Genomic DNA, 23,664 nt, shown 5'->3' with positions numbered 1-23,664 from the left:
ACCCCCCGTACCCACCCCCGCGCGTCCCATCCGTCCGGATTCTCGGGAATCCTGATCCCTGGAGCGATCGTGACAACCCCCTTCCACTACGAGCCCGGAGCGGCCCAGGGGCCGGTTCCACCCCCCGAGTGCCCGGCCCGCGGCCTCGGCATCGGCCCCGGCGGAATCCGTCGGCTCTACGGCCCGGAGGCCGAGCGGGACCCCCATGGGCTGTACGACAAGCTGCGCGCCGAACACGGCACCGTGGCGCCCGTGCTGCTGCACGGGGACGTTCCCGCCTGGCTGGTCCTCGGGCACAGCGAGAACCTGCACGTGACCCGTACGCCCTCGCAGTTCTCCCGGGACTCGCGGCGCTGGCGGGCCCTGCAGGACGGCAGCGTCGCCGCGGACCACCCCCTGGCCCCGATCTTCACCTGGCAGCCGATCTGCGTCTTCGCCGACGGCGCCACCCACGAACGCCAGCGCAGCGCGGTCACCGACAGCATGGCGCGCATCGACACCCGCGGGGTGCGCCGCCACATCAACCGCTACAGCAACCGGCTTGTCAACGAGTTCTGCCAGGAAGGCCATGTCGACCTGGTCAGCCGGTTCGCCGAGCGGCTGCCGATGATGGTGATGTGCGCGGTCCTCGGCATGCCCGAGGAGTACAACGACCGGATGGTCCAGGCCGCCCGGGACATGATCCGGGGCACGGCGACCGCCGTCGCGAGCAACGCCTACGTCTCGGACGCGCTGACCCGGCTCGTCGAGCGCCGTCGACGCGATCCCGCGGACGACTTCGCCACATGGCTCGTCGAACACCCCGCGGGGATGAACGATCAGGAGGTCAGCGAGCACCTCCGGCTGATCCTCATCGCCTCCTACGAGGCGACCGCCAACCTGATCGCCAACGTCCTGCGCATGGTGCTCACCGACCCCCGCTTCCGGGCCAGGCTGAGCGGCGGTCACATGACGGTGCCCGAGGCGGTCGAGCAGACGCTGTGGGACGAACCACCGTTCACCGCGGTCTTCGGCCGGTGGGCGGTCGGTGACACCGAACTGGGCGGCAAGCGGATCAAGGCGGGCGACGCCCTGATCGTCGGGATCGCGCCCGCCAACACCGACCCGGCGGTGCGGCCCGACCTCGGTGCCGACATGGCGGGCAACCGCGCCCATCTCGCGTTCAGCGGCGGCCCCCACGAGTGCCCGGGACAGGACATCGGGCGCGCCATCGCCGATGTCGGCGTCGACGCGCTGCTGATGCGGCTTCCCGACCTCGAACTCGCCGTCGAGGAGAGCGAACTGCGGTGGATCGGGAACCTCATGAGCCGACAACTGGTCGAGCTCCCGGCTGACTTCGCCGCGCGCCCGCCCCAGGACGACAAGGAACCGCCGGCCATGGGCAAGCCGCACGCGCAACGCCATGACTGGGACGTGCAGACGACGGTCCGGCGCACGGGTCCCACACCCGTTCGCGACGTGGGCCGGGCCCCGGCACCCGCCCCCGGCTCCGTCCGCGCCCCTTCCCCCGCTCGCACGGCGGCGGGCGGTGCGGCGCAGGCACCGGATTCGGCGGCGACGGACGCGGCGGTGGCGACGGCCGTCGCCGCGTCCCGGGACGCGCCCACCGACGGACCGGTGGCCGACCGGATTCCGCAGCAGCACGGTGTGTCCGCTCCGACGAGGATGTGGCGTGTCGTCGCGCGCTGGTGGAGCGGCAACTGACGACGCCGCACCCGGAGGGCGGCCGCAGGACGCAGGCGGGGCCGCCCGCACGCATGCGGCACAGCCCCGCCCGGAGCCCAGCGGGTCCGGAGTCGGGACGGGCCGAGGGCCCGGGTGGCCGTGAGGCCGGGAGTTGCGAAACGGGGCCCGCAGCCGGGGCGGCCCGGAGCCGGGAGGGCCAGGGGCGAGAGGGGGCGGGGACGAGAGGGGCGGAGTCGAGCGGGCCCGCTTCCGCCCCGTCCCCGTACCATGCGGAAGCGTGAAGCTGACAATTCTGGGCGGCGGCGGATTTCGGGTTCCCCTCGTCCACAGGGCACTCCTCGCCGATCACGCCGAGGGCGGCGTCTCGTCGGTCACCCTCCACGACACCGATGCCGACCGGCTCACCGCCGTGGCCCGGGTCCTTCGCGAACAGGCCGCGGACGTCCCCGACGCCCCCGTCGTCACCGCCACGACAGAACTCGACGAGGCCCTCCGGGGCGCCGACTTCGTCTTCTCGGCGATCCGCGTCGGCGGACTCGCGGGCCGGGCGGCCGACGAACGCGTCGCCCTCGACGAAGGCGTCCTCGGCCAGGAGACGGTCGGCGCGGGCGGCATCGCGTACGGGCTGCGCACCGTGCCGGTCGCCGTCGACCTCGCCGAGCGCATCGCACGGCTCGCCCCGGACGCCTGGGTCATCAACTTCACCAACCCGGCCGGACTGGTCACCGAGGCCATGGCCCGTCATCTGGGCGACCGCGTGATCGGCATCTGCGACTCCCCGGTGGGCCTCGGCCGCCGTCTCGCCCGGGTGCTGGGTGCCGACCCCGACCGGGCCTGGGTCGACTACGTGGGCCTCAACCACCTCGGATGGGTCCGCGGTCTGCGCGTCGACGGGCGTGACGAACTTCCGCGGCTGCTGGCGGATCCCCGACTCCTCGGTTCCTTCGAGGAGGGCAGGCTCTTCGGTGCCGACTGGATCCGGTCGCTGGGCGCCGTCCCCAACGAGTACCTGCACTACTACTACTTCAACCGGGAGGCCGTACGCGCCTACCAGTGCGCCGAGCGGACCCGGGGTGCCTTCCTCCGTGAGCAGCAGGAGGGCTTCTACGCCCGCATGAAGGACCCGGACACCCCCGCCCTGGCGGCATGGAACCGCACCCGAGCCGAACGCGAAGCCACGTACATGTCGGAGAACCGGGAGGCCGCCGGGGCCGGTGACCGCGACGAGAGCGACCTGGAATCCGGCGGGTACGAGAAGGTGGCCCTCGCCCTCATGCGGGCCCTCGCCCGCAACGAACGGACCTCGCTCATCCTCAACGTCCGCAACCGGACGACGCTCTCCGTGCTCGACGCGGACGCCGTCATCGAGGTGCCCTGCCTGGTCGACGCGAGCGGAGCCCGTCCCGTCGCCGTCGACCCCCTGCCCTACCACGCCGTCGGACTGGTCACCGCGGTCAAGGCCGCCGAGCGCGCCGTGCTCGACGCGGCGGACAGCGGCTCGCGCGCCGCCGCCGTGAAGGCGTTCGCACTGCACCCGCTGGTCGACTCGGTGACCGTCGCCGAACGACTCGTCGACGGATACGTGAAGGTCCACCCCGGTCTCCGCTACCTCGACCGCCGTTAAGGGCTGTCCCGCCCCGGGGCGGAACGCTCCCGGGGCGCGGGCCGTCAGCGTATCGACCCGGTCGCGAACCCTGGCCCGGACGCACGGAGTTCGCTGCCGACCAGGAGGTGGAGCTGTGCCTCCAGCCACGCGTCGGCGGCGGCCCCGAGCTCCGTCCCGCTCGCCGCCGCCCCGGCCGGCGTGTCGAGAAAGGCGCGCAGCAGCGTCGCGGCACGGACCAGGCCGACGCGCGACAGCGTCGTGGCGGCGTCGTCGATGCGGGAACGGGCGGGGACCGTCAGATGGCGCAGCCCGCTGTGCGGCACCGCCGAGAGCGCGGACAACGCCTCCTCCAGCGCCGCCGCCAGCGGATCGGCCGGGCGGTGGGCCACCGCCGCCAGGGCCGTGGAGCCGTCGCCCGGTGCGAGATCCGGCACGACCACCCCGGTCGGGGTGAGCACCGCGATCGGATCGATCGCGACGCCCCCGGCAAAGCGGTGCACCGTACCGCTCACATGCGTGGCGCCGCCCTCCAGGGCCGCCGCCAGGGCGTCCAACGCTCCGGGGCATTCGGGCCGGTAGGCGGACGTCAGCAGCGCCGCAGTCCCCGAGGCATCGCGCACGACGGCTTCGACACGCTGCTCGGCCGGGTCGTAGCCGACGCTCTCCACCGCCGACAGGGCGATCACATGGACCGACTCCGCCTCCACCCGCGGCCGGATCAGCCGGGGCGGTCTTCCCTCCCACCCCGTCGTGAGCGCGGACAGATCCCGTACGAGCAGAGGCTCGGGGAGCTCCGCCCAGGCCCTGCCGACGGGTGTGACGGTCGAGGTGCCGAGCCTGCCGCGGCTGATGGTCAGCGCACGGCTCGCCGTGCGCCGCACGCTCTCGCTGACCAGGCTCCCGGTGGCCAGCGCGCTCAGCCGGGTGGCGAGGACACGGCGGGCGGCGAGCAGATGACCCCTGAGCTCCTTGCCCTCGGCGGCCGTCCACGCCTTGCGGAGGACGAGGACGGCGCCCGCGCCGGGATGCGCGAAATACACCTCCGAGACGAGGGCCTGGGGCGTGCCGCGGACCCGGCAGCCCAGCGAGACGAGCCGGACCCGGCGCAGTGGGGTGTCACCGGCCTCGCGGGTGCCCAGCACGCCCGGCAGCGCGGCGGCCCGCTTCCGGGCGTGCACCTCGGTGAGCAGGGCGGCCACGGACTCCGGGCGGTAGTGCGCGTCGCGGTCGGCGTACGCGGTGAGCTGGTCCGCCAGGTCGGCGAGCGCACCGGCGGGCCAGTGCAGCGACCGGGCCGCCAGATCGGCACCGGCCCGCGCCAGGGCCCCGCCGTGCACCGGCCCGACGTGCGCCACGCCCTCCGCCAGCAGCTCGTCGGCCAGCTCCACCGCGATGTCCAGCACCGGTCCGGCCGACGGCGAGGCTGCGGGGCGACCGCCGACCTGGACGGAGACGGACCGTTCACCGGTCCCCACCGCGTCGGCCGCCCGGAACGCCCATACCGCGAGCGCCAGCACCTCGCCGCGCAGCGCCGCGGTCGCGTCCGTCAGCGCGTACGCGATCTCGCCGGGGACGGGGAAACGCACTGTGCAGGTGGGGAGTTCGACCCGGGGCTCGGGATGGTCCGGGGACGGGCGGTGCACCACGGCGGCGTAACCGCGGTCGAAGGAACGACGGGCCGCGGCGAGCGGGCGGGCGCCGACCGCTGCCGCGAGCAGCTCGTCGTCGGTGTCACCGGGAGACCAGTCGGCCACCGGGGCGGCGGCGTCCGCACCGTCGGTCGCGCCCGGGTCGGATCCGGCCTCGCGCTGGTAGGCCAGCACCAGGCCGACGAGATGGCGGCACACCCCGGGCGCGGCGCAGCCGCACGTGCCGTTCTCCAGACCTGTTCCGGGCGGCAGAGCGGTGGTGGTGCCGTCGTGGAAGCGGGCCCGCAGTGTGCTGTCCGGGTCGGTCGTGAGGGCCGGCGCCGTGCCCGCGTCGAGTTCCTTCGTGGCCCGCTTGACCAGGCCGCGGTTGGCGAGCTCCGCGAGCGTGTCGGGGGTGAGGGCGAGCAGATCGGGGCGGGCGGCGAGCACGTCCCGGGGAGCTTGGCTCATCGGCCCAGCCTCTCGGCGACGAACTCCGCGAGATGACCCGGTGTCATCGCCCCCACGTGCGCCCCGGCCTCGGCGAGCCGCCCGGCCGTCCCGCGGTCATAATCGGGCTCGGCGTCCTCGTCGAGCGCGGCCAGTCCCAGGACGGTGGTGCCCTGCTCCACCAGTGACCGCACCGAGCGCACCAACCGGTAGGCGTCGCCGCCCTCGTAGAAGTCGGTGACCAGCGCGACGATGGTGCGCCGCGGATTCTCCACCAGCCCGGCGGCGTAGCGGACGGCACGCGCGATGTCGGTGCCGCCGCCGAGTTGCACGCGCATCAGCAGTTCCACCGGGTCGTTCACGTCGGCGGTCAGGTCCACCACGTCGGTGTCGAAGGCGACCAGGTGCGTCTTGAGGCCGGGCAGGCCCCACAGGCACGCGGCGGTCACCGCCGAGTGGATCACCGATCCGGCCATCGAACCCGACTGGTCGACCAGCAGGATCAGCTGCCACCGCGTCACATGACGCCGGGTGCGGGAGTGGAAATGGGCGCGCTCGATGAGCAGGCGGCGCTCGGCCGGCTGGTAGTGGGCGAGGTTGGCGCGCACCGTCTGCCGGAAGTCGAAGTCCCGCGCCAGCGGCACCCGGCTGGGTGTGCGGGAGCGGGTGCCGTGGAATGCCCGGCGGACCTCCGGCCGGAGCCTGGCCAGCAGTTGCCGCACCACCGACTCGACGATGCGCCGGGCCAGCCGCAGTACCTCGGGGTTCATCAGATGCTTGGTGCGCAGCACGGCCCGCAGCAGCGTCGGGCTCGGCTCGACCCGCTCCAGTACGGCGGGGTCGGTGACGATCTCCTGGATGCCGTACCGCTCGACGGCGTCCCGCTCCAGGCGTTCGACGGTCTCCTTGGGGAACAGCCGGTGGATGTCGTCGAGCCAGTCGACCGTGGTCAGGGCCGACGGGCCGCTGCCTCCGGTGCGGGAGGTGGTGCCGGAGCGGCGCACGCCGCGTCGGGCCAGGTCGGGGTCGCGGCCGTAGAGCCAGTCGAGGGCGGCGTCACGGCCGGTGCCGCCGGGGCCCGGCGGACCGGTGTGGCGTTCGGCTGCGGAACCGAGGAGCAGCCGCCAGCGCTCCAGGCCCGCGTCGGGTATCACGCCGCCGGGGGCCGCGTCCCCGTGCCCGGACCCCCCGCCGGGGCCGGTCATGGCGGAGGGCGCGGCATCGGGGCCGGCACCGGGCGAGGACGCCCCGTCGGGGCTCGCCGCGTCCGTGGGCACGGGGCCGGCGGCGGTTGGAGGCATGGGTTCGGCGGTGGCCGTGGGCCTGGAACCGGAGGTGGTCGTGGGCATGCAGCCGGCAGGGGGCACGGGCGTCGTCGTGCCGGGGCCCGCTTCGACCGCGGTCGCCGGGCCGGGAGTGTGTTCGGGTGTGGTCATGGGGTGGCTCCCAGGTCGTAACGGGCCAGCAGCCGGGAAACCGACTCCTCCAGGGCGCGGGCCCGGGCGATCAGCAGCGGGTCCTCGGTGGTCCGCAGCAGGGAACGCGACGAACCGCGCACGCCGCGCCGTTCCAGCAGGCGTTCGGCGATCCGCTCGCGTTCGCGGGGCGGGAAGAACATGAACGCCTGACGCAGCGCGGGCAGCCCCGCCAGGAACGCGTCGTCGGGCAACGCGCAGACCAGCCCGTCCAGCACATCGAGCAGTGACTCCGCGCCGCGACCGGGGTTCGGCCCGTCGTCCGGGACCGCCGGCACCGCGGGCTCCGTCATCTCGTCCCGGGCGAGCGCGAACAGCCCGGCCAGCCAGTCGCCGAGCGCGTCCGTGCCCGCCCTCGCCACCGCACGCACCGCCCCGGCCGGCTCCCCCGACACGTCCTGGACCGGTGCCAGGGCCCGGTGCAGTCCGAACGCGGCCCCGCGCAGATCGAACGGCGCCTGCGGATCGCCACTGATCCGCCACGCGACCGAGGCCACCGCCTCCGGCCGGACCGAGAGCAGCCGGGTCGCGTGCCGCACCGTGTCGCGGACCGCCACCACGGCGCGCAGCCGTGCAAAGTCCACCCCCGGCCCGCCGCGTGCCCCTTCGAGGAGCCACACCAGGCGCTCCGTCGCCCGGTCGACGACCCCGGCGAGCAGCGCACCCCGCGCCACCCCGAACACCCGGTCGTGCCGCCACAGCCCCAGAGCCGTGGAAAGGATCTCCCCGAGCGCACCCGCGTCCTTCGACTCGCCCACACGAGAGGCGAGTTCACCGAGAAGCCGCTGCGAGAAGCCGTCCATTCCGCACAGCACGGCATCGAACAGCGTCCGTGCCGGATCGTCCGCCCCGGACACGGCATCCCGGGTCCGGTCGGCGAGCGCCACCGCCGCCGCATCCGCCAGCGTCGCCCCGTACGCCCCGGCCTCCACCAGCGCGGCCTCGCGCCCGGCGACGGGCCGTGACTCCCAGCGTTCCGTGAACACCGGGTCGATCCCGTGCTCGGGACCGGAGACCCGCTCGTGCCCGGGGATTCCCAGCACCCGCAGCCGGTGCAGCACCCGGCTGCGCTCCAGATCGGTGGCGTCCGTGAGGTCGAGCCGGTACGACGCCTCGGGGCCGCCGTCGAGCGACAGGGCGGCCAGCCGCGCCGCCACGTCGTGGACCAGGGGCGGCGCCGGGGTGTCGGGATGCAGCCGGCCGATGCGGTCGCCGCTGCACGCCGCCACCATCTCGACGACGACGGGGTGCGCCCCCGCCCCCAGCGGGCCCCGGCCCGTCCAGGGGAGCGGTCGGTCCAGATCATCGGTGATCAGGGCGCCCGCGAGGCCGTCCAGTACATCGATCCTGGCGGGGCGGGGATGGCCGCGCAGCGTGGTGAGCCCGTGGGCCAGACTCCGTGCGGCGATCAGATCGGAGGTGGACACCGGGACCTTGCGCGCCCGCAGCCGCCCGACGACCCCACGCAACAGACTCTCCGCCGCGGCCTCGGGGCCCGACTCCCACACCTGCTGGTAGTAGCCGGGCGACGGCATCCCCGACTGGTACCCGGCGAAGGCGTCCAACTGCCGGAAGGAGTACGGCACGAGGAAGCTTCCGGCCAGGGCGTCCTCCGGCGGAGCGGGTACCCGCGGCCATCCGTCGGCGCCGCGCTCCCACCCGTCCGTGTCGTGCTCCCGCAGGTCGTGACCGTCGCCGCCGCGCGGTCGCGCGGCGGCGGTGAGTGCCCGGAGCGCGGGCTGATGGAAACCCCCGGTCACCACCAGCACCGGCCGGTCCCCGGCCTCGGCGAGCGCCGCCCGCACCCACGCCGCCATGTACGACTCGCGCGCCCGGTCGCCCGCGTCGGCCTCCGCGTCACCGCGCACCAGTGCGAAGTACGCGTCGAGCCGCTCCGCGAGACCGTCGTCCGGCTCGACCTCGAACAGCCGGTCCCACAGGGCGTCAGGCGAGTCCACCGCGAAGTGCCGGCACAGCCGGTCCGTCGCCTCCGTGTACCGCGCCTCCGCGTCGGCGTAGCGGTTGGTGCGCTCGGCGAACGCCGGATGCCAGGCCGGAAGGTCGATGAAGCGGACCTCCGCCCCGGCCGCCCGGCCCGCCCGCAGCGCGACCCACTCCGGCGAGTAGTCGCACAGCGGGGCCCAGGACGTGGCCGCCCGGCTCTCGTCCCGGTAGTGGCTGAACACCGCGACCGGCAACTCGTGCCCGAGCAGCAGTTCGTCCAGCCGCCCGTTCATCTCCGCGGGGCCCTCGACGAGCACATGGGCGGGGTGGAGCCCGTCGATGGTCCGCTCGACCAGCCGTGCGCAGGCGGGGGAGTGGTGCCGCACCCCCAGGAACACCGCGGACATCAGTCGGCCAGGAGATGACGCGCGTCGTACAGAGCCTGCCATGCCGGGCCGCGGCGGCGCGGCACCTGCTGCTCCAGGTAGCGGCGCAGCCGGGCCAGGTCCTGCGGACTGTCCTTGGCCGCCGTCCCCGCCAGGCACGCCGCCACATCGGCGGCACTGCCCGGCTCGCCGCGCAGGAACCAGCCGCGCACCCCCACGGCATGGGCGACCGAAACGGCCTCCGCCGTGCTCATCACCGCCGAGGGGCGGTCCGCACCCGCACCGGGCCCGCCCTGCCCGTCGGCCCCGGCACGCAGCTCCCGGAACGTCGCGACCAGGACCTCCAGCACGTCCCGGTCCGGCGGCGGCTCCACCCCCGAGCGCCGCAGCAGGGTCGTCACCTCCGCTTCGACGAGCGCGAGTTCGGTGTCCAGGTCGGGAATCGGGAACACCGTCTCGAAGTTGAACCGCCGCTTGAGCGCCGCACTCATCTCGTTGACGCCGCGGTCCCGGGTGTTGGCCGTCGCGATGACGTTGAACCCCTGCCGGGCGAAGACCATGCCGTCCGGCCCGGCCAGTTCGGGGATCGCCACCACCCGTTCGGACAGCAGCGACAGCAGCGAGTCCTGCACCTCCAGCGGGCAGCGCGTGATCTCCTCGAACCGCACCAGCCTGCCCTCGGCCATGCCGCGCAGCATCGGAGCGGGCACCAGCGACCGCGTGGAGGGCCCCTCGGCGACCAGCAGGGCGTAGTTCCAGCCGTACTTGATCTGGTCCTCGGTGGTGGCCGCGCCGCCCTGCACCGTCAGCGTCGAGTCACCGCTGACCGCGGCCGCGATCAGTTCGGAGAGCAGGGACTTGGCCGTGCCGGGCTCCCCGACCAGCATCAGCCCGCGACTCGTCGCCAGCGTCACCAGTGCCCGGTCCACCAGCGAGGGATTGCCGACGAACTTCCGCCGGATGCCCGCGTCCGCGTCGCCGACCACGAAGCGGCGCGCCGCGCGCAGGCTCAGCTCCCAGCCGGGCGGCCGGGGATCACGGTCGTCCGCCCGCAGCGCGGCGAGCTCGTCCGCGTACCGCACCTCGGCCGGGGGCCGCTGTACCCGCTCCGCGGCGTCGTCCGCCGTCCCGCCGGGCCGCTGTTCGTTGCGTACGGTCATGACGTGGCACCCTCGGTGAGTTCGGTCAGGTCGGCGAGGAGTTCCGACGCCGTCACCGGATCCAGCCCGCGGAAGCGGAGCGGGTGCTCGCGCCTGGACCAATGGTCTTGGGGCCGAGTGTCGAGCCATACCGTTTCGAGCGTCTGGTCGGGGAACATGTCGACCACCCCGACCGCGATGCCGGTGTCCAGGGCGATCACCAGGTAGCAGTCGTCGGCCAGCCGCTTGGAGATCCAGCGCTCCACCCCGGCGTCCTGCGGCACGCCTCGCTCCCAGCCGCGCCGCTCCAGTCCGAGGACCTTTCCGGTCGGCACCTTCAGGCCCTCGAACCGGGTGAGCCGGTAGCCCTCGCGCTCATCGTCGGACAGCGTGAGCACGGTCCGGCCGAGCTGGGGGAACGGCTGGAGGATCTCGTAGTCGGCGAACAGCTCGGACCATGCGGCCAGTTCGTCGCCCAACCGGATCGGGTGCGCGAGCCGTACCGTCGCCTCCTCGGCCAGTTCGAAGACATCGTCCTCCACATCGGCGAACGTGCGGTCCTCCGCGACCCGGAACGCGGTGCGCGCCCCGTCGTCCGTCTCGCTCAGCCACACCAGCCGGCGCACCAGATGCCAGAGCAGTGGATGGGAGACGAAGAGCTCCCGGAACTCCTGGGCCGTCCAGGAGCGTTCGGTCACCATCGCGGTCTCCAGCCGGCGCACCTGGTCCGACGCGATCGTCCGGACGTCCTTCTTGAGCGCCATGAACCGCTTGCGCTCCGCCGGGGCGAGTTCCGCGTCGTCCCGGGCGCCCGGCTTGGGCAGGTCCTTGCGGCGCTTGCCGTCCCCGTCCCGCACGTACGGTCGCAGCTGCTCGTCGAAACCGACCGTGAACGTCCGCGTGCCGTAGTCGACGACGGTCGATCCGTCCTCGTCAAGGCCGAGGTCCGGCACCAGGCGGTCGGAGAGCTGTTCCCCGGTCAGCCCCAGCCCGGCGGCGACCTCGGCGATCTTTTCCTGGGCCCGGGCCTTCAGCGCCTTGAACTTCACCCGCTGGGCGATCGCGTGCAGATGCAGCAGCGCGACGTCGCTGCCGATCGTCGCGAGGACGTCCAGGCCCTCCACGGCTCGGTGGTGGGCGCCGTCACCGGGCCATGCCCGGATGACGGGCGTGAGCCTGCGGACCGTCTCGTCGTCGCCCAGCAGCCCCAGCGCGTGCAGCACCCACGAGTCCTTCGCGGGCATGTTGGCCAGCTGCCACTGCTCGAACAGGGCCCAGGCGAACGTGGCGAGCGATGCCGGCTCGGCCGTCTCGACGAGCGGGGCGACGCCCGGGTACACGTCGCCGGACTTCGACAGCGCCAGCGTCGTCAGCGCGTGGCGCACCGACGGCTGAGGCAGCGCACCGCCGGACCGGAGCAGGATCTGGGGCAGCAGAGCGGGTTCCGCCCACGCCGGGAGCTCGGGCATCTTGGCCGGCAGCGCCCGCTCCAGCGGATCCGCGGCCAGCAGTCCCTCCACCGCGGCCAGTGCCTCGGGGCCGTACCCCCGGGCGGCCTCGCGCACCGCCTCGTCGCCGTGCAGCGAGGCGATCAGCGTCAGCGCCTGCTCGGCGGCGCGCCGGGCGGGGCCGGCCTTGCCCACGGCGTCGGGCACCAGCAGCGGGGCGGCGGCCACGCCGTGCCGGGCGAACCAGGAACGTGCCGTGGCCGCCACGGACTTGAGACGGACCGCCCAGTCCGCCATGTGGCGGGCCACCCCCGCGTCGACGAACGGAAGCAGCACCGGCGCCAGCGAGGCGGACTGACGGGGAGCGGCGCGCAGCAGCAACGGCAGAGCGGCGAGTCCGAAGCGGGCCGCGATGGGCTTGAAGGTGTCCTCCGCGTCCCACAGGTCGGTCGGATCCCACGTGGCGAGATACGGGGCGACCAGCTCCTTCGGGCCGTGGACGTAGAGCCAGGCCGAGGAGATATGGTCTGCGCGCAGGTCGTGCTGGACGGCGGGGTCGCTCACGTCCCAGCCCGCCCACGTGCCGCCGGTGCGCTCGGTCGTGTGCCAGGACGAGACGGCGGCCCAGGATTCCCGCTCGCCGGGCAGCCACTCGACCGAGGGGGCGGACTCGGCGGTCAGACCGGTCACGACCAGGGTCTTGGCCCTGGTGCGGGGGCGTGACCAGGGCGGCGTCGTCAGGACCTCCGGAAGCGCGTCGGCGGGGGCGTCGGGGATCAGCCCCACCGGGTTCAGCAGCGGCTCCACGACCTCGACGACCTCGGCGTCCAGACTGCTCAGCGCGAGGGAGACCACGTCACGGCTGGTCGCGAGGTGGCCCCGGATCAGCCGCCGCGCCCGGTCGGCCGCCGGGCCCGAGGCGTGCCGCGCTTCGGCGGCCAGCAGGCGCACGGCCCGCACCGGACAGCGGCGCATGGCTTCGAGGAGGGCCGGACGCACGTGCTTGAGGTCCGCGTGCGCCAGCAGGGCGAGAAACGCCTCGTCGGTGGGGATCTCGGCCAGGGCCTCGGCGGCGACCTTCACCGCGTCGGCGTAGTGGGCCCCGCCCTCGAGCTGATCGGCCAGCAGCGGGGCGAGACCCGTTCCGATGCCCTCGGCCAGCGTCGCGACGAGCGCCGCGTTGTAGGCGAGGGGCGGCCGGTGGGTGAACGCCGTCACCTGGTCGCCTGAGTACAGCGAGGCGAACACCATCGTCAGCAGGCTGTCGTCGTGCTCGTCCAGAATCCGGGGATCGGCACAGAGCTCGTCGACCCAGTCCGTCTCGCTCGGCACCAGATAGGAGACGGAGACCCTGCGGATGACATCGGTACGGCGCTCGGCCAGCGCGGCGACCGCCGCGCGGTAGGTCTCCTCGTCCGCTGCGGCCAGGAGCGCGCGCACCCGGTCCGTGACCGGCCGGCGGTTCCGCATCCAGTACGCGTGGTGGGGGCGGGTGAGCACCTGCAGCTTCGGCAGGCTTCGTGAACCGCCGGCCTGCTGCCACGTCGCCTCGACCGAGAGCATCTCGGCGGCCGCGCACGCGGCGAACGGCAGGCCGTACCGCTCGGTCCACAGGTGCGCCCAGGCGGAGTCGGGCAGGGGCAGCGGGACGATCGAGGTGAGCAGGGCCGCGCCGGCCGGTGTCGGATCCCCCGCGACATGTGCCCTCAGCTGGTCGGCGAGCCCGCGGTCCGAGTCGCAGGAGTCGACGAACCGCTGGATCCAGGACGCCTGCTCCGCGACCGCCGTGTCGATCCGCTCGAACGCTCCCGACGGGAGCCCGCTCGGCACCCGGGGCGAACCGCCGCGCCGGGGCAGGAGGATGCTCTTCCACTTGGTGGGGAGCGTGAACGTGTCCTCGTCCGGCAGGCCCGGCGCCTCGGCGGGAGGCATATCCAGGACCGTCGGGGCGCCTTCGGCCGCCGATGCGGCGGACACGTCCGGGGCGGCCACCTCGCGGTACCCCTTCTTCTCCTTCTCCGCGATCGACTTGCGGACCTGCTCCGCGGCGGCCTCGGCCGACGCGTACTCCTTCGTCTGCGTACGTCCGTCGCTTCCGCAGCGTCCGTAACGGACCGTCACCACGGCGCCCTCGGCCCCGGTCTCCCAGAATTTCGACGCGGTGCCCTCGACATATTCCCAGCGGCGCACGAGTCCGCCCCCCTTTCACACCTGGACAACCCGCACTCCGACGGGTTTTCGATCAGTGGTGCCACAGTAGAACGGACCACTGACAACGCAGCGTGACCAGGGGGTTCGCTCGATGAATCCGCAGGTCGACCGGGGTTCGGGGAGGCCGGCGGAGAGCACCGGACGGGGAGCGCGGGCGACGGCACACGACGGTCGACGGGCGATGAGACGACCGGACACCGTCGGCCGCGAACCGAACCGGCCGCGTCAGGGGGCGGAGACCGCGCGTGCGCCGCCGGACGGCGCCCACGACGGGGCCACACCCATCACTTGGCAGACCATCAGGAAGAGGGGGATGGGCGGGGTGTACGGCGAGTGGCCGTCGGGTCGGTGGATCAGCCTCGGCCGGTCCCCCGGAACCCGCGCCCCGCGCACGTAGACGGCCTGCGCGGGCCAGTCCAGATCCAGGTCGGAGCCCGCGGGCACGATCCACCACCACTGGTCCGTGTCCGCGAAGACGCAGCCCGTGCGTGGCAGGTGGGACAGCAGCCGGAAGCCGTAACGGGCCGGCACGCCCACGGCGTCGCAGCCGAGGCTCGCCGAGAACGCGGGCGGCAGCGGCAGCTGTACCGTCTCCGCCGCGGCGGGGGTCCCCGATTCGTGGGGCCGGCCTGCTCGTCTGAGAGGGGACATCGCGTTCCTCAGCATGCGCGCTCCGAACCGTGGGGCAACTCCGCCCAGACGATGCGGCCCGAGCCGAACTCCGCGTATCGGGAGCCCCAGGCGCTGCACATCGCGTCGACGAGCAGCAGACCGCGTCCGTGCTCGCCGGAGGCGGTGCGGCACAGCATCGGCCCGCCGGGCTGATGCCCCTGGTCCTGCACGGCTATGCGCAGCCGTCTGTCGAGACAGCGCAGTTCGCACACGACACGGGCGCTCCTGGTGTGCACCACCGCGTTGGTGACCAGCTCCGAGACGATCAGGACCGCCGCGTCGTGCGCGTCGCCGTCCAGCCGCCACTCGTCGAGCCGGGCCCGCGCCAGGCGCCGCGCGCCGACCACGGACTCCGGGTGTGCCGGCAGCGCGAAGCAGTACCGGAGCGCTTCCGTCCCGGGGCTGAGGTCCATGAGCCGGGGGATGAGCGCACTGCCAGGTGCCACAACCATTCCTCACAGTGGGGGCTGCGTCACTCTCCGCGATCACACAGGAATGGCCGCGGTCGTGACTACGTGAACTGGTTCCCTCCATAGCTTTCCCCCTGTCCGGAACACTTGGCAAGGGGCACTCTGAAAATTGCAGAGTGACTGTGTCGTGGGACCTTGCTCGTGGCACACTGCTGCCAAACAGCGCATGGGGAGGTCTGAAGTGAGCGAACCGCGGTCCGCCCCGACCGTGGGCCAGGTCGTTCTCGGCAAGCGCCTGCAGGATCTGCGGGAGCGTGTCGGGCTGAGCCGTGACCAGGCTGCCAAGGTGCTGCGGGTCGCCCCCGCGACGGTACGCAGGATGGAGACCGCCGAGGTCGCTCTGAAGATCCCCTACGTCCAGGTGCTGCTGAAGGCGTACGGCATCTGCGACGGCGAGGCCGACGCCTTCGTGGAACTCGCCGAGGAGGCCAACAAGCCCGGCTGGTGGCAGCGCTACCACGACGTGCTGCCCGACTGGTTCAGCATGTACGTCAGCCTGGAGGGCGCCGCGAGCCTCCTGCGCATGTACGAGCCGCACTTCGTCCCCGGCCTGCTCCAGACCGAGGACTACGCGCGCTCGGTGCTGCGCACGGGGGCCGTCGGCCAGACCAGGCCCGAGGACATCGAACGCCATGTCGCGTTGCGCATGCAGCGTCAGTCCCTGCTCCACGGGCCGGACGCCCCGAAACTGTGGGTGGTGATGGACGAGACGGTGCTGCGTCGTCCGGTCGGCAGCGTCGACGCGATGCGCGGCCAGATCGACCGGCTGCTGGAGGCCACCGAGATGCCGCATGTGACACTCCAGATCGCGGAATTCTCGACCGGCCACCACCCGGGCACCTACGGCCCCTTCGTCATCTTCCGCTTCGGAATGCCCGAACTCCCCGACATGGTGTACAGCGAGTACCTGACCGGCGCCGTCTACTTCGACGCGCGCCCCGAGGTGGCCTCCTACCTCGAGGTCATGGACCGCATGGCGGCTCAGGCCGCGACTGCACAACGCACGAAGGAGATCCTCCGGGATTTCCGCAAGGAGCTGTGATGGATCCCATATACAACGGCATGCCGGCCGCCGAACTCGGCACCGAGGGCTGGCACAAGCCGTGGAGCGGTGGGAACGGGGGCAACTGCGTCGAGGCCATGAAGCTGTCCGACGGCAGGGTCGCCGTCCGCCAGTCCGCCGATCCGGAGGGCCCCGCACTGATCTACTCGCACCACGAGATCGCCGCCTTCATCCAGGGCGCCAAGGCGGGGCAGGCGGACTTCCTCCTGACCTGAGCGGTGGGCCCCGCCGACGATCCGACGGTTCTTCCCCGGCATCCGCCACTTCCTCGACATCGGCGCCGGTGTCCCCCACCGAGCCCGACCTCCCTCGGACAGCCCAGCGCGTCGCCCCGGACACGCGCGTCGTCGTTCTTCGACGGGCTCGAACTCGTCGAGCCGGGCGTCTCGCTCCGCGCGGACCGGCGCCCGGAACTCGGCGAGGTCGTCGGCGTCCCCGCGGGCAGTCGAGACCTACATCACCCGTCCACAACCTCCCGGGACGGAACACCCAGCCGGGCCGCCCGGGTCGCAGGACACAATGGACGCATGTCACGACGCACCACACGACCGAGGCGGTCCACCACCCCCGCCCGGCGGCCTTCCGCGATCACCGACCGGTCACCGTGTCCCTGCGGACTGCCCGGCACCTACGCGGACTGCTGCGGCCGTTTCCACGCGGGCGCCGCGGCCGCTTCGACGTGCGAGGCCCTGATGCGTTCCCGGTACGCGGCCTTCGCCGTCCGGGACGAGGCGTATCTGCTGCGCACCTGGCACCCCGGCACCCGGCCGCCCGCCGTCGACTTCGATCGCGGGACGCGGTGGGTGCGCCTGGAGATCCTGGAGACGACCGACGGCAGTGCCTTCCACGCCACGGGCACGGTCACCTTCCGGGCGCACTTCACCGTCGCCGGACAGCCGGACTCGCTGTACGAGAAGAGCCGTTTCGTGCGGTCCGAGGGCGCCTGGGTGTACGAGGCGGCGGTCTTCGCCGAATAGGTCCCGGGCCGGGCGGCCCGCCCGATGGGGCCGACCGGGTCTTCCGCCGGGAGAGGCGCCTGGGGAGCCCGCCCGCCGCGCTGGTTCACCAGGCACTGCCGGGGCGCACCGGCAGGCCCGGGTGATGGGCGGCGAGGATCTTGTTGGCGCGCGCCAGCTCCGAAAGCGCCTGTTCGCGGTCGGCCTGGTCCTCGACGCAGAGTCGTGGACCGCGGAACCGGCGCACCTCCCGCGCGGCGCGCGCGGCGTCGAGTTCCGCCCGCAGGATGTGCGGGGGGATGCAGGACCCGATCAGCGCGGCGACCCGGTCCGGGATCGGCACGGGGACGAGGAGGTGCGAGGCGGTCATAGGGGGTTCCCTCTCGGATGTTCGGCCAGGAGGCGGTACTGCCGGGTGCGGCCGCCGGTCGGGCGGCCGGCTCCTCCATGTCTACGGGACGCAGTTCCGGGTTTCTCCTCGGGAACGTCTCCGTGTGGCAACCGTTTGGGACTGACCGGCTATTTCGCCTTACCGCTGGGTAAGTTGCCCCGTCGCGCCGCGCGTGATCCGATTCCGGGCCGCTCGCCCCGCGGTGCGTGGGCGACGTCGTCGCCTCCGGCGCGCAGTTGCAGCCGGAGCGCGCGCAGCACCGCCTCGGTCGAGAACCGGGCTTCGGGGTCGATGAGTTGCTCGCCGAAGATGGACTCCAGACTGCGCATCCGGTAGCGGACCGTCTGTGGGTGCACGTCGAGCAGTTCGCCCATCTGGGCGGCGGTGCCCCGGGTGTCGAGCCAGATCCGCAGGGTTTCGACCAGCCGCTCCCGCCGGTTCGCGCTGATTCCGGCGAGCGGGGCGAGTTCACGTCGCGTCAGTTGGTCGAGGAGGGCCGTGTCGGACAACAGCCAGAGTGTGATCAGGTGGTCCTCGCAGAGGACGACCGGCGCGTCGTCGATGACGCCCGCGTCCACGAGTTCGAGCACCCTGCGGGCCCAGCGGATCGAGTCCGAGGCCATGGCGGTGGGAACGGTCAGTCCGACCGCGGCGTGGTGACCCGGGAGCGTCCGGTCGAGCATGCGTCTTCGCGACGCGTCGAACGCCCCCGGGATCAATAAGTGCGGCTGCGGATCGGTGAAGTCGACGAGCACGTCCCGGTCGGCGCCCGGTCCGCCCGGCTCCGGCGAGGCGCGCACCGCCACGAGCGTCACCTCGTCGGGCATCGTCCAGCCGGTCTGCTCGCACAGTTCGGCGATGGCCGTACGGGGCACGGGACGTCCGGCGAGCAGCAGGTGCAGCAGCCGCCGTCTGAGGGTGCCCGTCTGGTCGGCCGAGGCCGCGCGTACCTCCATGTAGCCCTCGCGGGAGAGCGCCTCCAGTTCGTCGACGTAGGTGAACAGGGCGTCGGCGAAGGAGAGCATCATCGTGGGGGAGAGGTTGTAGCGCCGGCCGATCTTCTTGGCCCGGCGGAGCGCGATCCGCGCGCCCAGCCGGTAGGCGCCGTGCAACTGGTCCAGAGTGCGGCCCTCGTACGCCTCGTACCGGCCGAACCTGCGGCACATCTCGTCGCGCAGGGTGGAAGGGGCGGTCGGCTCGGCGACCTGGTCCACGAAGACGGAGATGGTCTGCTCCACGCCCACCCGGATGCCCTGTCCGTACGGGCCGTCGAGCAGTCGCGCGTACACGGGGTAGGCCCGGGTGACCTCCAGCCCGATCTCCTTGATCAGACTGGGTATCTCGGGACGCACGATCGCGGCGAACTCCTGCGGCAGCGGTCCGAGCGGCTCTCCGAGTTCCGAGGGTTGTACAACTCCCGGCATTCCTCTGTCCCTTGCTCTCCGGCGCCCGATGGGGGGTGGGCCGTGGGAGGCGCGCTCCCAAGCCGTCAGGTGCGTACCGATGTGGGCTGCTGAAGATAGTCCACGCACGCGTGTGTGGACACAGGCACGGCAGGACGAGATGCAGGGGCACCTACCGCCGCCGCGGGTACGGCGTTCCCGGATTCACGGACTCGTGCATTCCGGTTCCCGTGGTGCGGGTGCGGTGCCGGATCGGCGTTCCGTGACAGGAATTCCGGGAAGCCGCGGGACTTCCCGGTGAATACATCCGCTCTCCTGCGGGACGGGAATGCGGCACGGCCGCCGTCGGGCGGACAAGTCGACCTCTTCACCGGGGCGAAGTCAAGGGGAAGGCGTCGCGGAATCGTGTATGCGGCTGTCTCCGTATACGGGGTCGGAATTCAATCCGGCCGAATCCCCTGTTGTGCCTTCGGGCGGCGAGAGGTTCTCCCGTGTCGTTGTGCGGATACGGCGCGGGCATGCGAGCAAGAAGCCTGACGCCAGGTCAAGCGCACAAGGGCCATGGCAAGTTGGCTCAAAGGTGGCCGGGGGCGCTGCGTGTGGCGGTCCTGGGCGGTCGCCGAGGCGCCGTGACTGCTCACTTCTGGACAAGATTTCACGGACCGGCACTCGTGGCGCGACAAAACGTCGACCGGGATTCGTGCTTCGGGAGATTCTTCGTCATGACTGTTGCGAAGCAACGTTACCCGACCGTAGCGTCTTCGCCGGACGCAAGTGGTCGCGCAGTCGGTCAGGCCGGACTGCCACTTCTCTGTACTGTGCCCCCATCGGAGTTCCAGCCATTCCGGCGGGACGGGTTCTCCGCATGGGTCACGCCTTCTGAAGGGAAATGGAATCGTGAACACCCTTGCACGCAGAGCCGCATTCGTCACCGCAGCACTCGGCGCGGCCATCGGGATGACGGTGTCGTCGGCCTCGGCCACCACCGCGTCGCACTCCTGGAGCGTCAGCCCCGGCGGCGCGTTCACCGCCCTCGCCAAGCTTCCGACCCTGGACGTCCCCCTCGTCCAGCTCGTCTGCGACTCCTCCGCCGTGACGTCCGGGACGCTCCAGACGACCAGCGCCGACGGGGTCGGCATCGGCAACATCAACAACATCACGTTCACCGGCTGTGACGTGGGCGGCATCTCCTTCACCGTCTCCATGACGGCGACGCCCTGGAAGCTCAACGCCATCCAGCCCAACGCCACGCACGCGGACTGGGTCGACGCAACCGTCAGCGACATCTCGGCGCACATCTCCGGCGTCGGCTGCAACGCGGACTTCAAGGGCAAGGTGTACGGGCACTACGACAACACCAAGGGCTCCCTCGTCATCGACGGCACGGGAAGCGACCTGAAGGCGTCCAACGCCAGCTGCCTCGGCCTCATCAGCAACGGTGACGTGGCCGGCTTCAACGCCGAGTACGTGGTGAGCCCGAAGCAGAAGATCACCGCCACGTCGTGACGTGGCGGACCCGGGCGCGGAGCAGCCCGGTCCACATCCGGCTCGGGGTGGTGGCGGACAACGGTTCGCCACCACCCCGAGCGGCCGTTCACGGCCCGCCCGCCGCAGCCCCGGCACCGGGGACCCGACGCACGGGGCCGGTCGGCGGCCATGTCCCGTCGCCCGCGCCAAGGCCGTGCCCCCATCACCCCGTACCAGGGAGGACAGCGCCAGTATGAACGTGAAGACATCGGCGACCGGCGGCAGGCGATCGGTGCGCCTGGCATCGGTCGCGGCCGTCGTGCTCCTCGCGGGGCTGCTGTCCGGGTCCGGATCGGCCGCCGAGGAGGGCGGCTCGGCGGTGACGCTCGCCTACGACTGCGCCCTGCCGGGCGGGACCGGCCGGGTCACCGTCCGGGTCACCACGGCCTTCCCGGCCTCCGGGACCGCGGGGACGCCGCTGGAGAGCGGTCCGGTGACGATCGACGTACGGCTCGCGCGGGCGGACCTGGAGGCGCTGCTGCCGGCCGGCACCGAGGTGGTGGCGAGCACCGCGACGCTCGCCGTGGGGATCAGGCAGAAGGACCGGTCGGCACAGGCGCGGTGGCTGGATCTGCCGGCGCCGGGCTCCGCCGTACCCGCCGAGGGGGAGGTGAGCCTCGTCCACACCGGGCCCGTCCCGTCGGTGACGCTGCCGGCCGCGGGCGACGTCGCCTTCACCGCGGGCCGGCTCACGCTCGGACTGCGCCCCGTCGCGGAGACCGCCGAGGAGAGCGGACCGGCCGACGTCCGACCGCTCACCTGTGAACCCGGAGAGGACGCGGAGGACGGCGGCACGCTGCTGGCGACCGTCCCGGTGACGGCCGGCCCGCCCGACCCCTGGCCGTCGAGGACAGAGGGGGGCGACGGGGCCCACGGCACCGACGAGGGAGGGGACACCGGTGACCGCATCGCGGTGGAGTCGCGGACGCCGCAGGCCGGGAGCGAGGAGGCGTGCCCCGTCGACCCGCCCGCCGGAAAGGCGGACTGGAGCGACGCCCCGAAACCACCGGAGGGCGCCCCGGTCATGGAGGTCGACATCCCCGGGGGCGGAACGTTCGGTTGTGCCTACGCGGTCGGCATGGCCACCGTGTACAAGCTGAACGGGGCGATGATCATCAACGACCCCGCCAAGAAGCCCGGTCTGATCAGCGTCCTGGCGAACGTGCACCGCGGACTGCGGGCGGCCAACGCCGCGGGCGGCTACTACCTGCGGCTCGACTCGCTCGGGAACCTGAGGCTGCCGGACGCCGATTCCACCTTCCTGACGTTCGGGTTCCAGCCCGTGTCCGCGAAGGTGGAGTTCGAGAACGGACCGCTCACGATCTCGACCGGGAACATCGGCATGGGCAGCACCAAGACCTACTTCGCCACAGCCTCGTTCACGCAGTCGTTGCGGCTGCGCGACGTGAAGGTCAACGGAACGCCCCTGGACGTGGGTCCCAACTGCCGCACCGCGTCGCCGTTCAAGGTGGTCCTGAACGGCGACTTCCCGAAGTACGTCAACGTCTTCGGCGGAGGCCCCATGAACGGGAAGGTCGAGATCCCCCCGTTCTCCGGTTGCGGTACCGGCGGTGAGGACCTGGACAACCTGTTCACGGCGGCCATCTCGGGGCCCGGGAACGTCGTCGCGATGAACCAGGGGCAGACCTGCGTCCCCTCGGACAGCAGCACCTTCTGCCCGCCGACCGTGCCTGCGCTGCCCGGCAAGGGGACACCCGCCGGCTGACCGCAGTCCCGCCGCCCGGCCGACGCGTGCTCCTTGGGTGCTCGTCGGTCGCGCGACGGTTGCAGGGCGCTGCCGGGCACGCGGGCGGGGCCACCCTCCGAGGACGGTCCCGTCCGGAGGACGGCCCCGCCCGTTGTCCCGCCGGCCGTACCGGTTACCGTGCAGCCGAGTGCCAGTACTGCGACATCAGCCTGCCCGCGTCGGGGGCGGCGCCGCTCGGGTCGTTGATCGTGGCCACGTACGTCTGGGCGTTGTTCAGGACCACGTTGTTGTTGCCCGAGGCGGAGGGGAGCCCGGTCTTCAGGTTCACCGCCCAGTCCAGCAGGCCGAGACCGCAGCCGTTGGCCCCCGCAACCGCGTAGGTGGTGTCCGTCTGGGTGGCGCCGAGGAGGCTGATGCGCCCCATGGCACCGGCCGGGTCGGGGGTGCCGTCACCGGCGAACTGCTGGGTGCCGGGAGTGGGACGGGTCAGGTTCTGCGGGCGGAGCAGGATCGGCTTCGATGCGGAGCCGATGTAGCACGCGTCGCCGAGGAACGGGTTCTCCAGGCGGATGCGCACCGGGAGCGTGATGATCGGCTTGCCGGTGGTGACGCCCGCCAGGAGCTGGAAGTCGCTGGGGTCGCCGGCCGGCTCGATGGTGGCGGTGACCCGGTTCAGGGTGCTGTTCGTGATCTGGTTGCAGATGCCGCTGATCACCGGGATGTCGCTGGGGCACATGAGCCCGAGGAGCCCGCCGGGGATCTGCGCGGAGTCTGCCACCAAAGCGCCTCCCGGAGGCGAGATGACCGTCGACCGGCCGCCGGGGTGCGTGATCACACCGATCTGGAGGTCGCTGGCTCCCACCGGCACGGTGGTGTTGCCGAGTGTGATGGAGCCGCTCGCGGAGTGCGAGGAGACGCAGACCGCCGTGTTGTCCAGCCCGTCGGCGGCCAGCATGGCGGGCGCGTCCACCGGACACCGGGTGAACGGCGCCCAGTGGCCGTTGAGGCTCGTCGCGGCGGTGGCCGTTCCCACGGACGCGAAGGCGGCGAGTGCGGTGAAGGAGGCCAGCAGCCCCAGGCGCGCCCGTCTCGAACCAGATCTCATGTCGTCCCCTTTTCGGGCAGCCGCCACCGGGCGGCCGCATAAGCGGAGTTGCTCGGGTCTTTCTGCGGCGCGCCAAAGACGGCACCTTTTCGGGCCATGTGTTCCGGGCGCACGGATCGTCGGTGTGCGGTACGGGTGCCGGACCCGCGGCGAACAATGCCGAAACGGACACCCTTTCGCCGAGCCGTGAGGTTACTGGCGGGAAACACCGCCGCACAATCCCGTCGTTCGAGATTGTTGCCCCGAAAGCGGCTTCTCGTTCCCGGATGAGTGCGCCACGAGGACGAGTTGTCATTCGATGCGCACCCCGTGATGGCGGAACCGGCCACGGTCGGGTCCTCCGGTCGGCGCGCGGGATTGTCATCCGGTGACAGATTTCCCCGGGCGCCTGCTCAA

17 protein-coding genes are annotated in these 23,664 nt (G+C 72.6%); 7 read left to right on the top strand and 10 right to left on the bottom strand.

What is annotated here, in order from left to right; all coding sequences use genetic code 11:
- The first annotated feature begins 69 nt into the window (after window positions 1–69).
- Entirely contained in the window at window positions 70–1,704 is a 1,635-nt protein-coding gene (locus ACGF2V_RS11460) for a cytochrome P450 (protein WP_362622920.1), read from the top strand.
- Window positions 1,705–1,963: 259 nt separating this feature from the next.
- Window positions 1,964–3,310, top strand: a complete 1,347-nt coding sequence (locus ACGF2V_RS11455; RefSeq protein WP_362706387.1) for a 6-phospho-beta-glucosidase — start codon at window positions 1,964–1,966, stop codon at window positions 3,308–3,310.
- A gap of 44 nt (window positions 3,311–3,354) precedes the next feature.
- Here the strand turns inward: ACGF2V_RS11455 and ACGF2V_RS11450 are convergent, their stop codons facing one another.
- From ACGF2V_RS11450 to ACGF2V_RS11420, 7 genes are all read right to left on the bottom strand, one after another.
- Window positions 3,355–5,391: a hypothetical protein gene (locus tag ACGF2V_RS11450; RefSeq protein ID WP_362706384.1), complete on the bottom strand. Its 2,037-nt coding sequence runs from the start codon at window positions 5,389–5,391 to the stop codon at window positions 3,355–3,357.
- On the bottom strand, window positions 5,388–6,806 hold the full coding sequence (locus tag ACGF2V_RS11445) for a VWA domain-containing protein (RefSeq protein WP_362706381.1): 1,419 nt from the start codon (window positions 6,804–6,806) through the stop codon (window positions 5,388–5,390). The genes ACGF2V_RS11450 and ACGF2V_RS11445 overlap by 4 nt, the downstream gene beginning before the upstream one ends.
- Window positions 6,803–9,196 carry a DUF5682 family protein gene (locus ACGF2V_RS11440; protein WP_362706379.1) on the bottom strand — a complete coding sequence of 798 codons (2,394 nt, stop codon included), beginning with the start codon at window positions 9,194–9,196 and terminating at the stop codon, window positions 6,803–6,805. Before ACGF2V_RS11440 ends, ACGF2V_RS11445 begins: the two co-directional genes overlap by 4 nt.
- Window positions 9,196–10,335 (bottom strand): AAA family ATPase, encoded by a 1,140-nt coding sequence (locus ACGF2V_RS11435; RefSeq protein ID WP_362622904.1) that lies wholly within the window; start codon window positions 10,333–10,335, stop codon window positions 9,196–9,198. The genes ACGF2V_RS11440 and ACGF2V_RS11435 overlap by 1 nt, the downstream gene beginning before the upstream one ends.
- Window positions 10,332–13,952 (bottom strand): DUF4132 domain-containing protein, encoded by a 3,621-nt coding sequence (locus ACGF2V_RS11430; RefSeq protein ID WP_362706376.1) that lies wholly within the window; start codon window positions 13,950–13,952, stop codon window positions 10,332–10,334. The genes ACGF2V_RS11435 and ACGF2V_RS11430 overlap by 4 nt, the downstream gene beginning before the upstream one ends.
- Before the next feature lie 246 nt (window positions 13,953–14,198).
- Window positions 14,199–14,639: a hypothetical protein gene (locus ACGF2V_RS11425; protein ID WP_362622898.1), complete on the bottom strand. Its 441-nt coding sequence runs from the start codon at window positions 14,637–14,639 to the stop codon at window positions 14,199–14,201.
- Window positions 14,633–15,091 (bottom strand): ATP-binding protein, encoded by a 459-nt coding sequence (locus ACGF2V_RS11420; protein ID WP_362622895.1) that lies wholly within the window; start codon window positions 15,089–15,091, stop codon window positions 14,633–14,635. The genes ACGF2V_RS11425 and ACGF2V_RS11420 overlap by 7 nt, the downstream gene beginning before the upstream one ends.
- A 205-nt stretch (window positions 15,092–15,296) precedes the next feature.
- On the opposite strand from ACGF2V_RS11420, the gene ACGF2V_RS11415 reads away from it, so the two are divergent.
- The 3 genes from ACGF2V_RS11415 to ACGF2V_RS11405 all read left to right on the top strand — a co-directional run bounded on the left by ACGF2V_RS11415 (window position 15,297) and on the right by ACGF2V_RS11405 (window position 17,155).
- The gene (locus tag ACGF2V_RS11415; RefSeq protein WP_362622892.1) at window positions 15,297–16,157 is read left to right on the top strand and encodes a helix-turn-helix transcriptional regulator; all 861 of its coding nucleotides are present in this window, start codon (window positions 15,297–15,299) and stop codon (window positions 16,155–16,157) included.
- Window positions 16,157–16,393: a DUF397 domain-containing protein gene (locus ACGF2V_RS11410; protein ID WP_362622889.1), complete on the top strand. Its 237-nt coding sequence runs from the start codon at window positions 16,157–16,159 to the stop codon at window positions 16,391–16,393. Before ACGF2V_RS11415 ends, ACGF2V_RS11410 begins: the two co-directional genes overlap by 1 nt.
- Before the next feature lie 312 nt (window positions 16,394–16,705).
- Window positions 16,706–17,155 carry a YchJ family metal-binding protein gene (locus ACGF2V_RS11405; RefSeq protein ID WP_362622885.1) on the top strand — a complete coding sequence of 150 codons (450 nt, stop codon included), beginning with the start codon at window positions 16,706–16,708 and terminating at the stop codon, window positions 17,153–17,155.
- 85 nt (window positions 17,156–17,240) lie between these two features.
- Here the strand turns inward: ACGF2V_RS11405 and ACGF2V_RS11400 are convergent, their stop codons facing one another.
- Together ACGF2V_RS11400 and ACGF2V_RS11395 are read right to left on the bottom strand one after the other, a co-directional pair.
- The gene (locus ACGF2V_RS11400; RefSeq protein WP_362622882.1) at window positions 17,241–17,504 is read right to left on the bottom strand and encodes a hypothetical protein; all 264 of its coding nucleotides are present in this window, start codon (window positions 17,502–17,504) and stop codon (window positions 17,241–17,243) included.
- A 149-nt stretch (window positions 17,505–17,653) separates the two neighbouring features.
- Window positions 17,654–18,949 carry a helix-turn-helix domain-containing protein gene (locus ACGF2V_RS11395; RefSeq protein ID WP_362706372.1) on the bottom strand — a complete coding sequence of 432 codons (1,296 nt, stop codon included), beginning with the start codon at window positions 18,947–18,949 and terminating at the stop codon, window positions 17,654–17,656.
- Window positions 18,950–19,825: 876 nt separating this feature from the next.
- Between ACGF2V_RS11395 and ACGF2V_RS11390 the strand changes: the two genes are divergently transcribed.
- Both ACGF2V_RS11390 and ACGF2V_RS11385 read left to right on the top strand, forming a co-directional pair.
- Window positions 19,826–20,434, top strand: a complete 609-nt coding sequence (locus tag ACGF2V_RS11390) for a hypothetical protein (protein ID WP_362622877.1) — start codon at window positions 19,826–19,828, stop codon at window positions 20,432–20,434.
- A 214-nt stretch (window positions 20,435–20,648) separates the two neighbouring features.
- The gene (locus tag ACGF2V_RS11385; RefSeq protein ID WP_362706370.1) at window positions 20,649–22,181 is read left to right on the top strand and encodes a DUF6801 domain-containing protein; all 1,533 of its coding nucleotides are present in this window, start codon (window positions 20,649–20,651) and stop codon (window positions 22,179–22,181) included.
- 154 nt (window positions 22,182–22,335) lie between these two features.
- On the opposite strand, the gene ACGF2V_RS11380 is transcribed toward ACGF2V_RS11385, so the two are convergent.
- Window positions 22,336–23,268, bottom strand: a complete 933-nt coding sequence (locus ACGF2V_RS11380) for a hypothetical protein (RefSeq protein ID WP_362622871.1) — start codon at window positions 23,266–23,268, stop codon at window positions 22,336–22,338.
- Window positions 23,269–23,664: the final 396 nt, after the last annotated feature.

The organism is Streptomyces sp. NPDC047982, from assembly GCF_043204165.1.
GTDB lineage: Bacteria > Actinomycetota > Actinomycetes > Streptomycetales > Streptomycetaceae > Streptomyces.
Note: the sequence above shows the minus strand (reverse complement) of the source record. Positions and strands in the feature narration are given on the sequence as shown.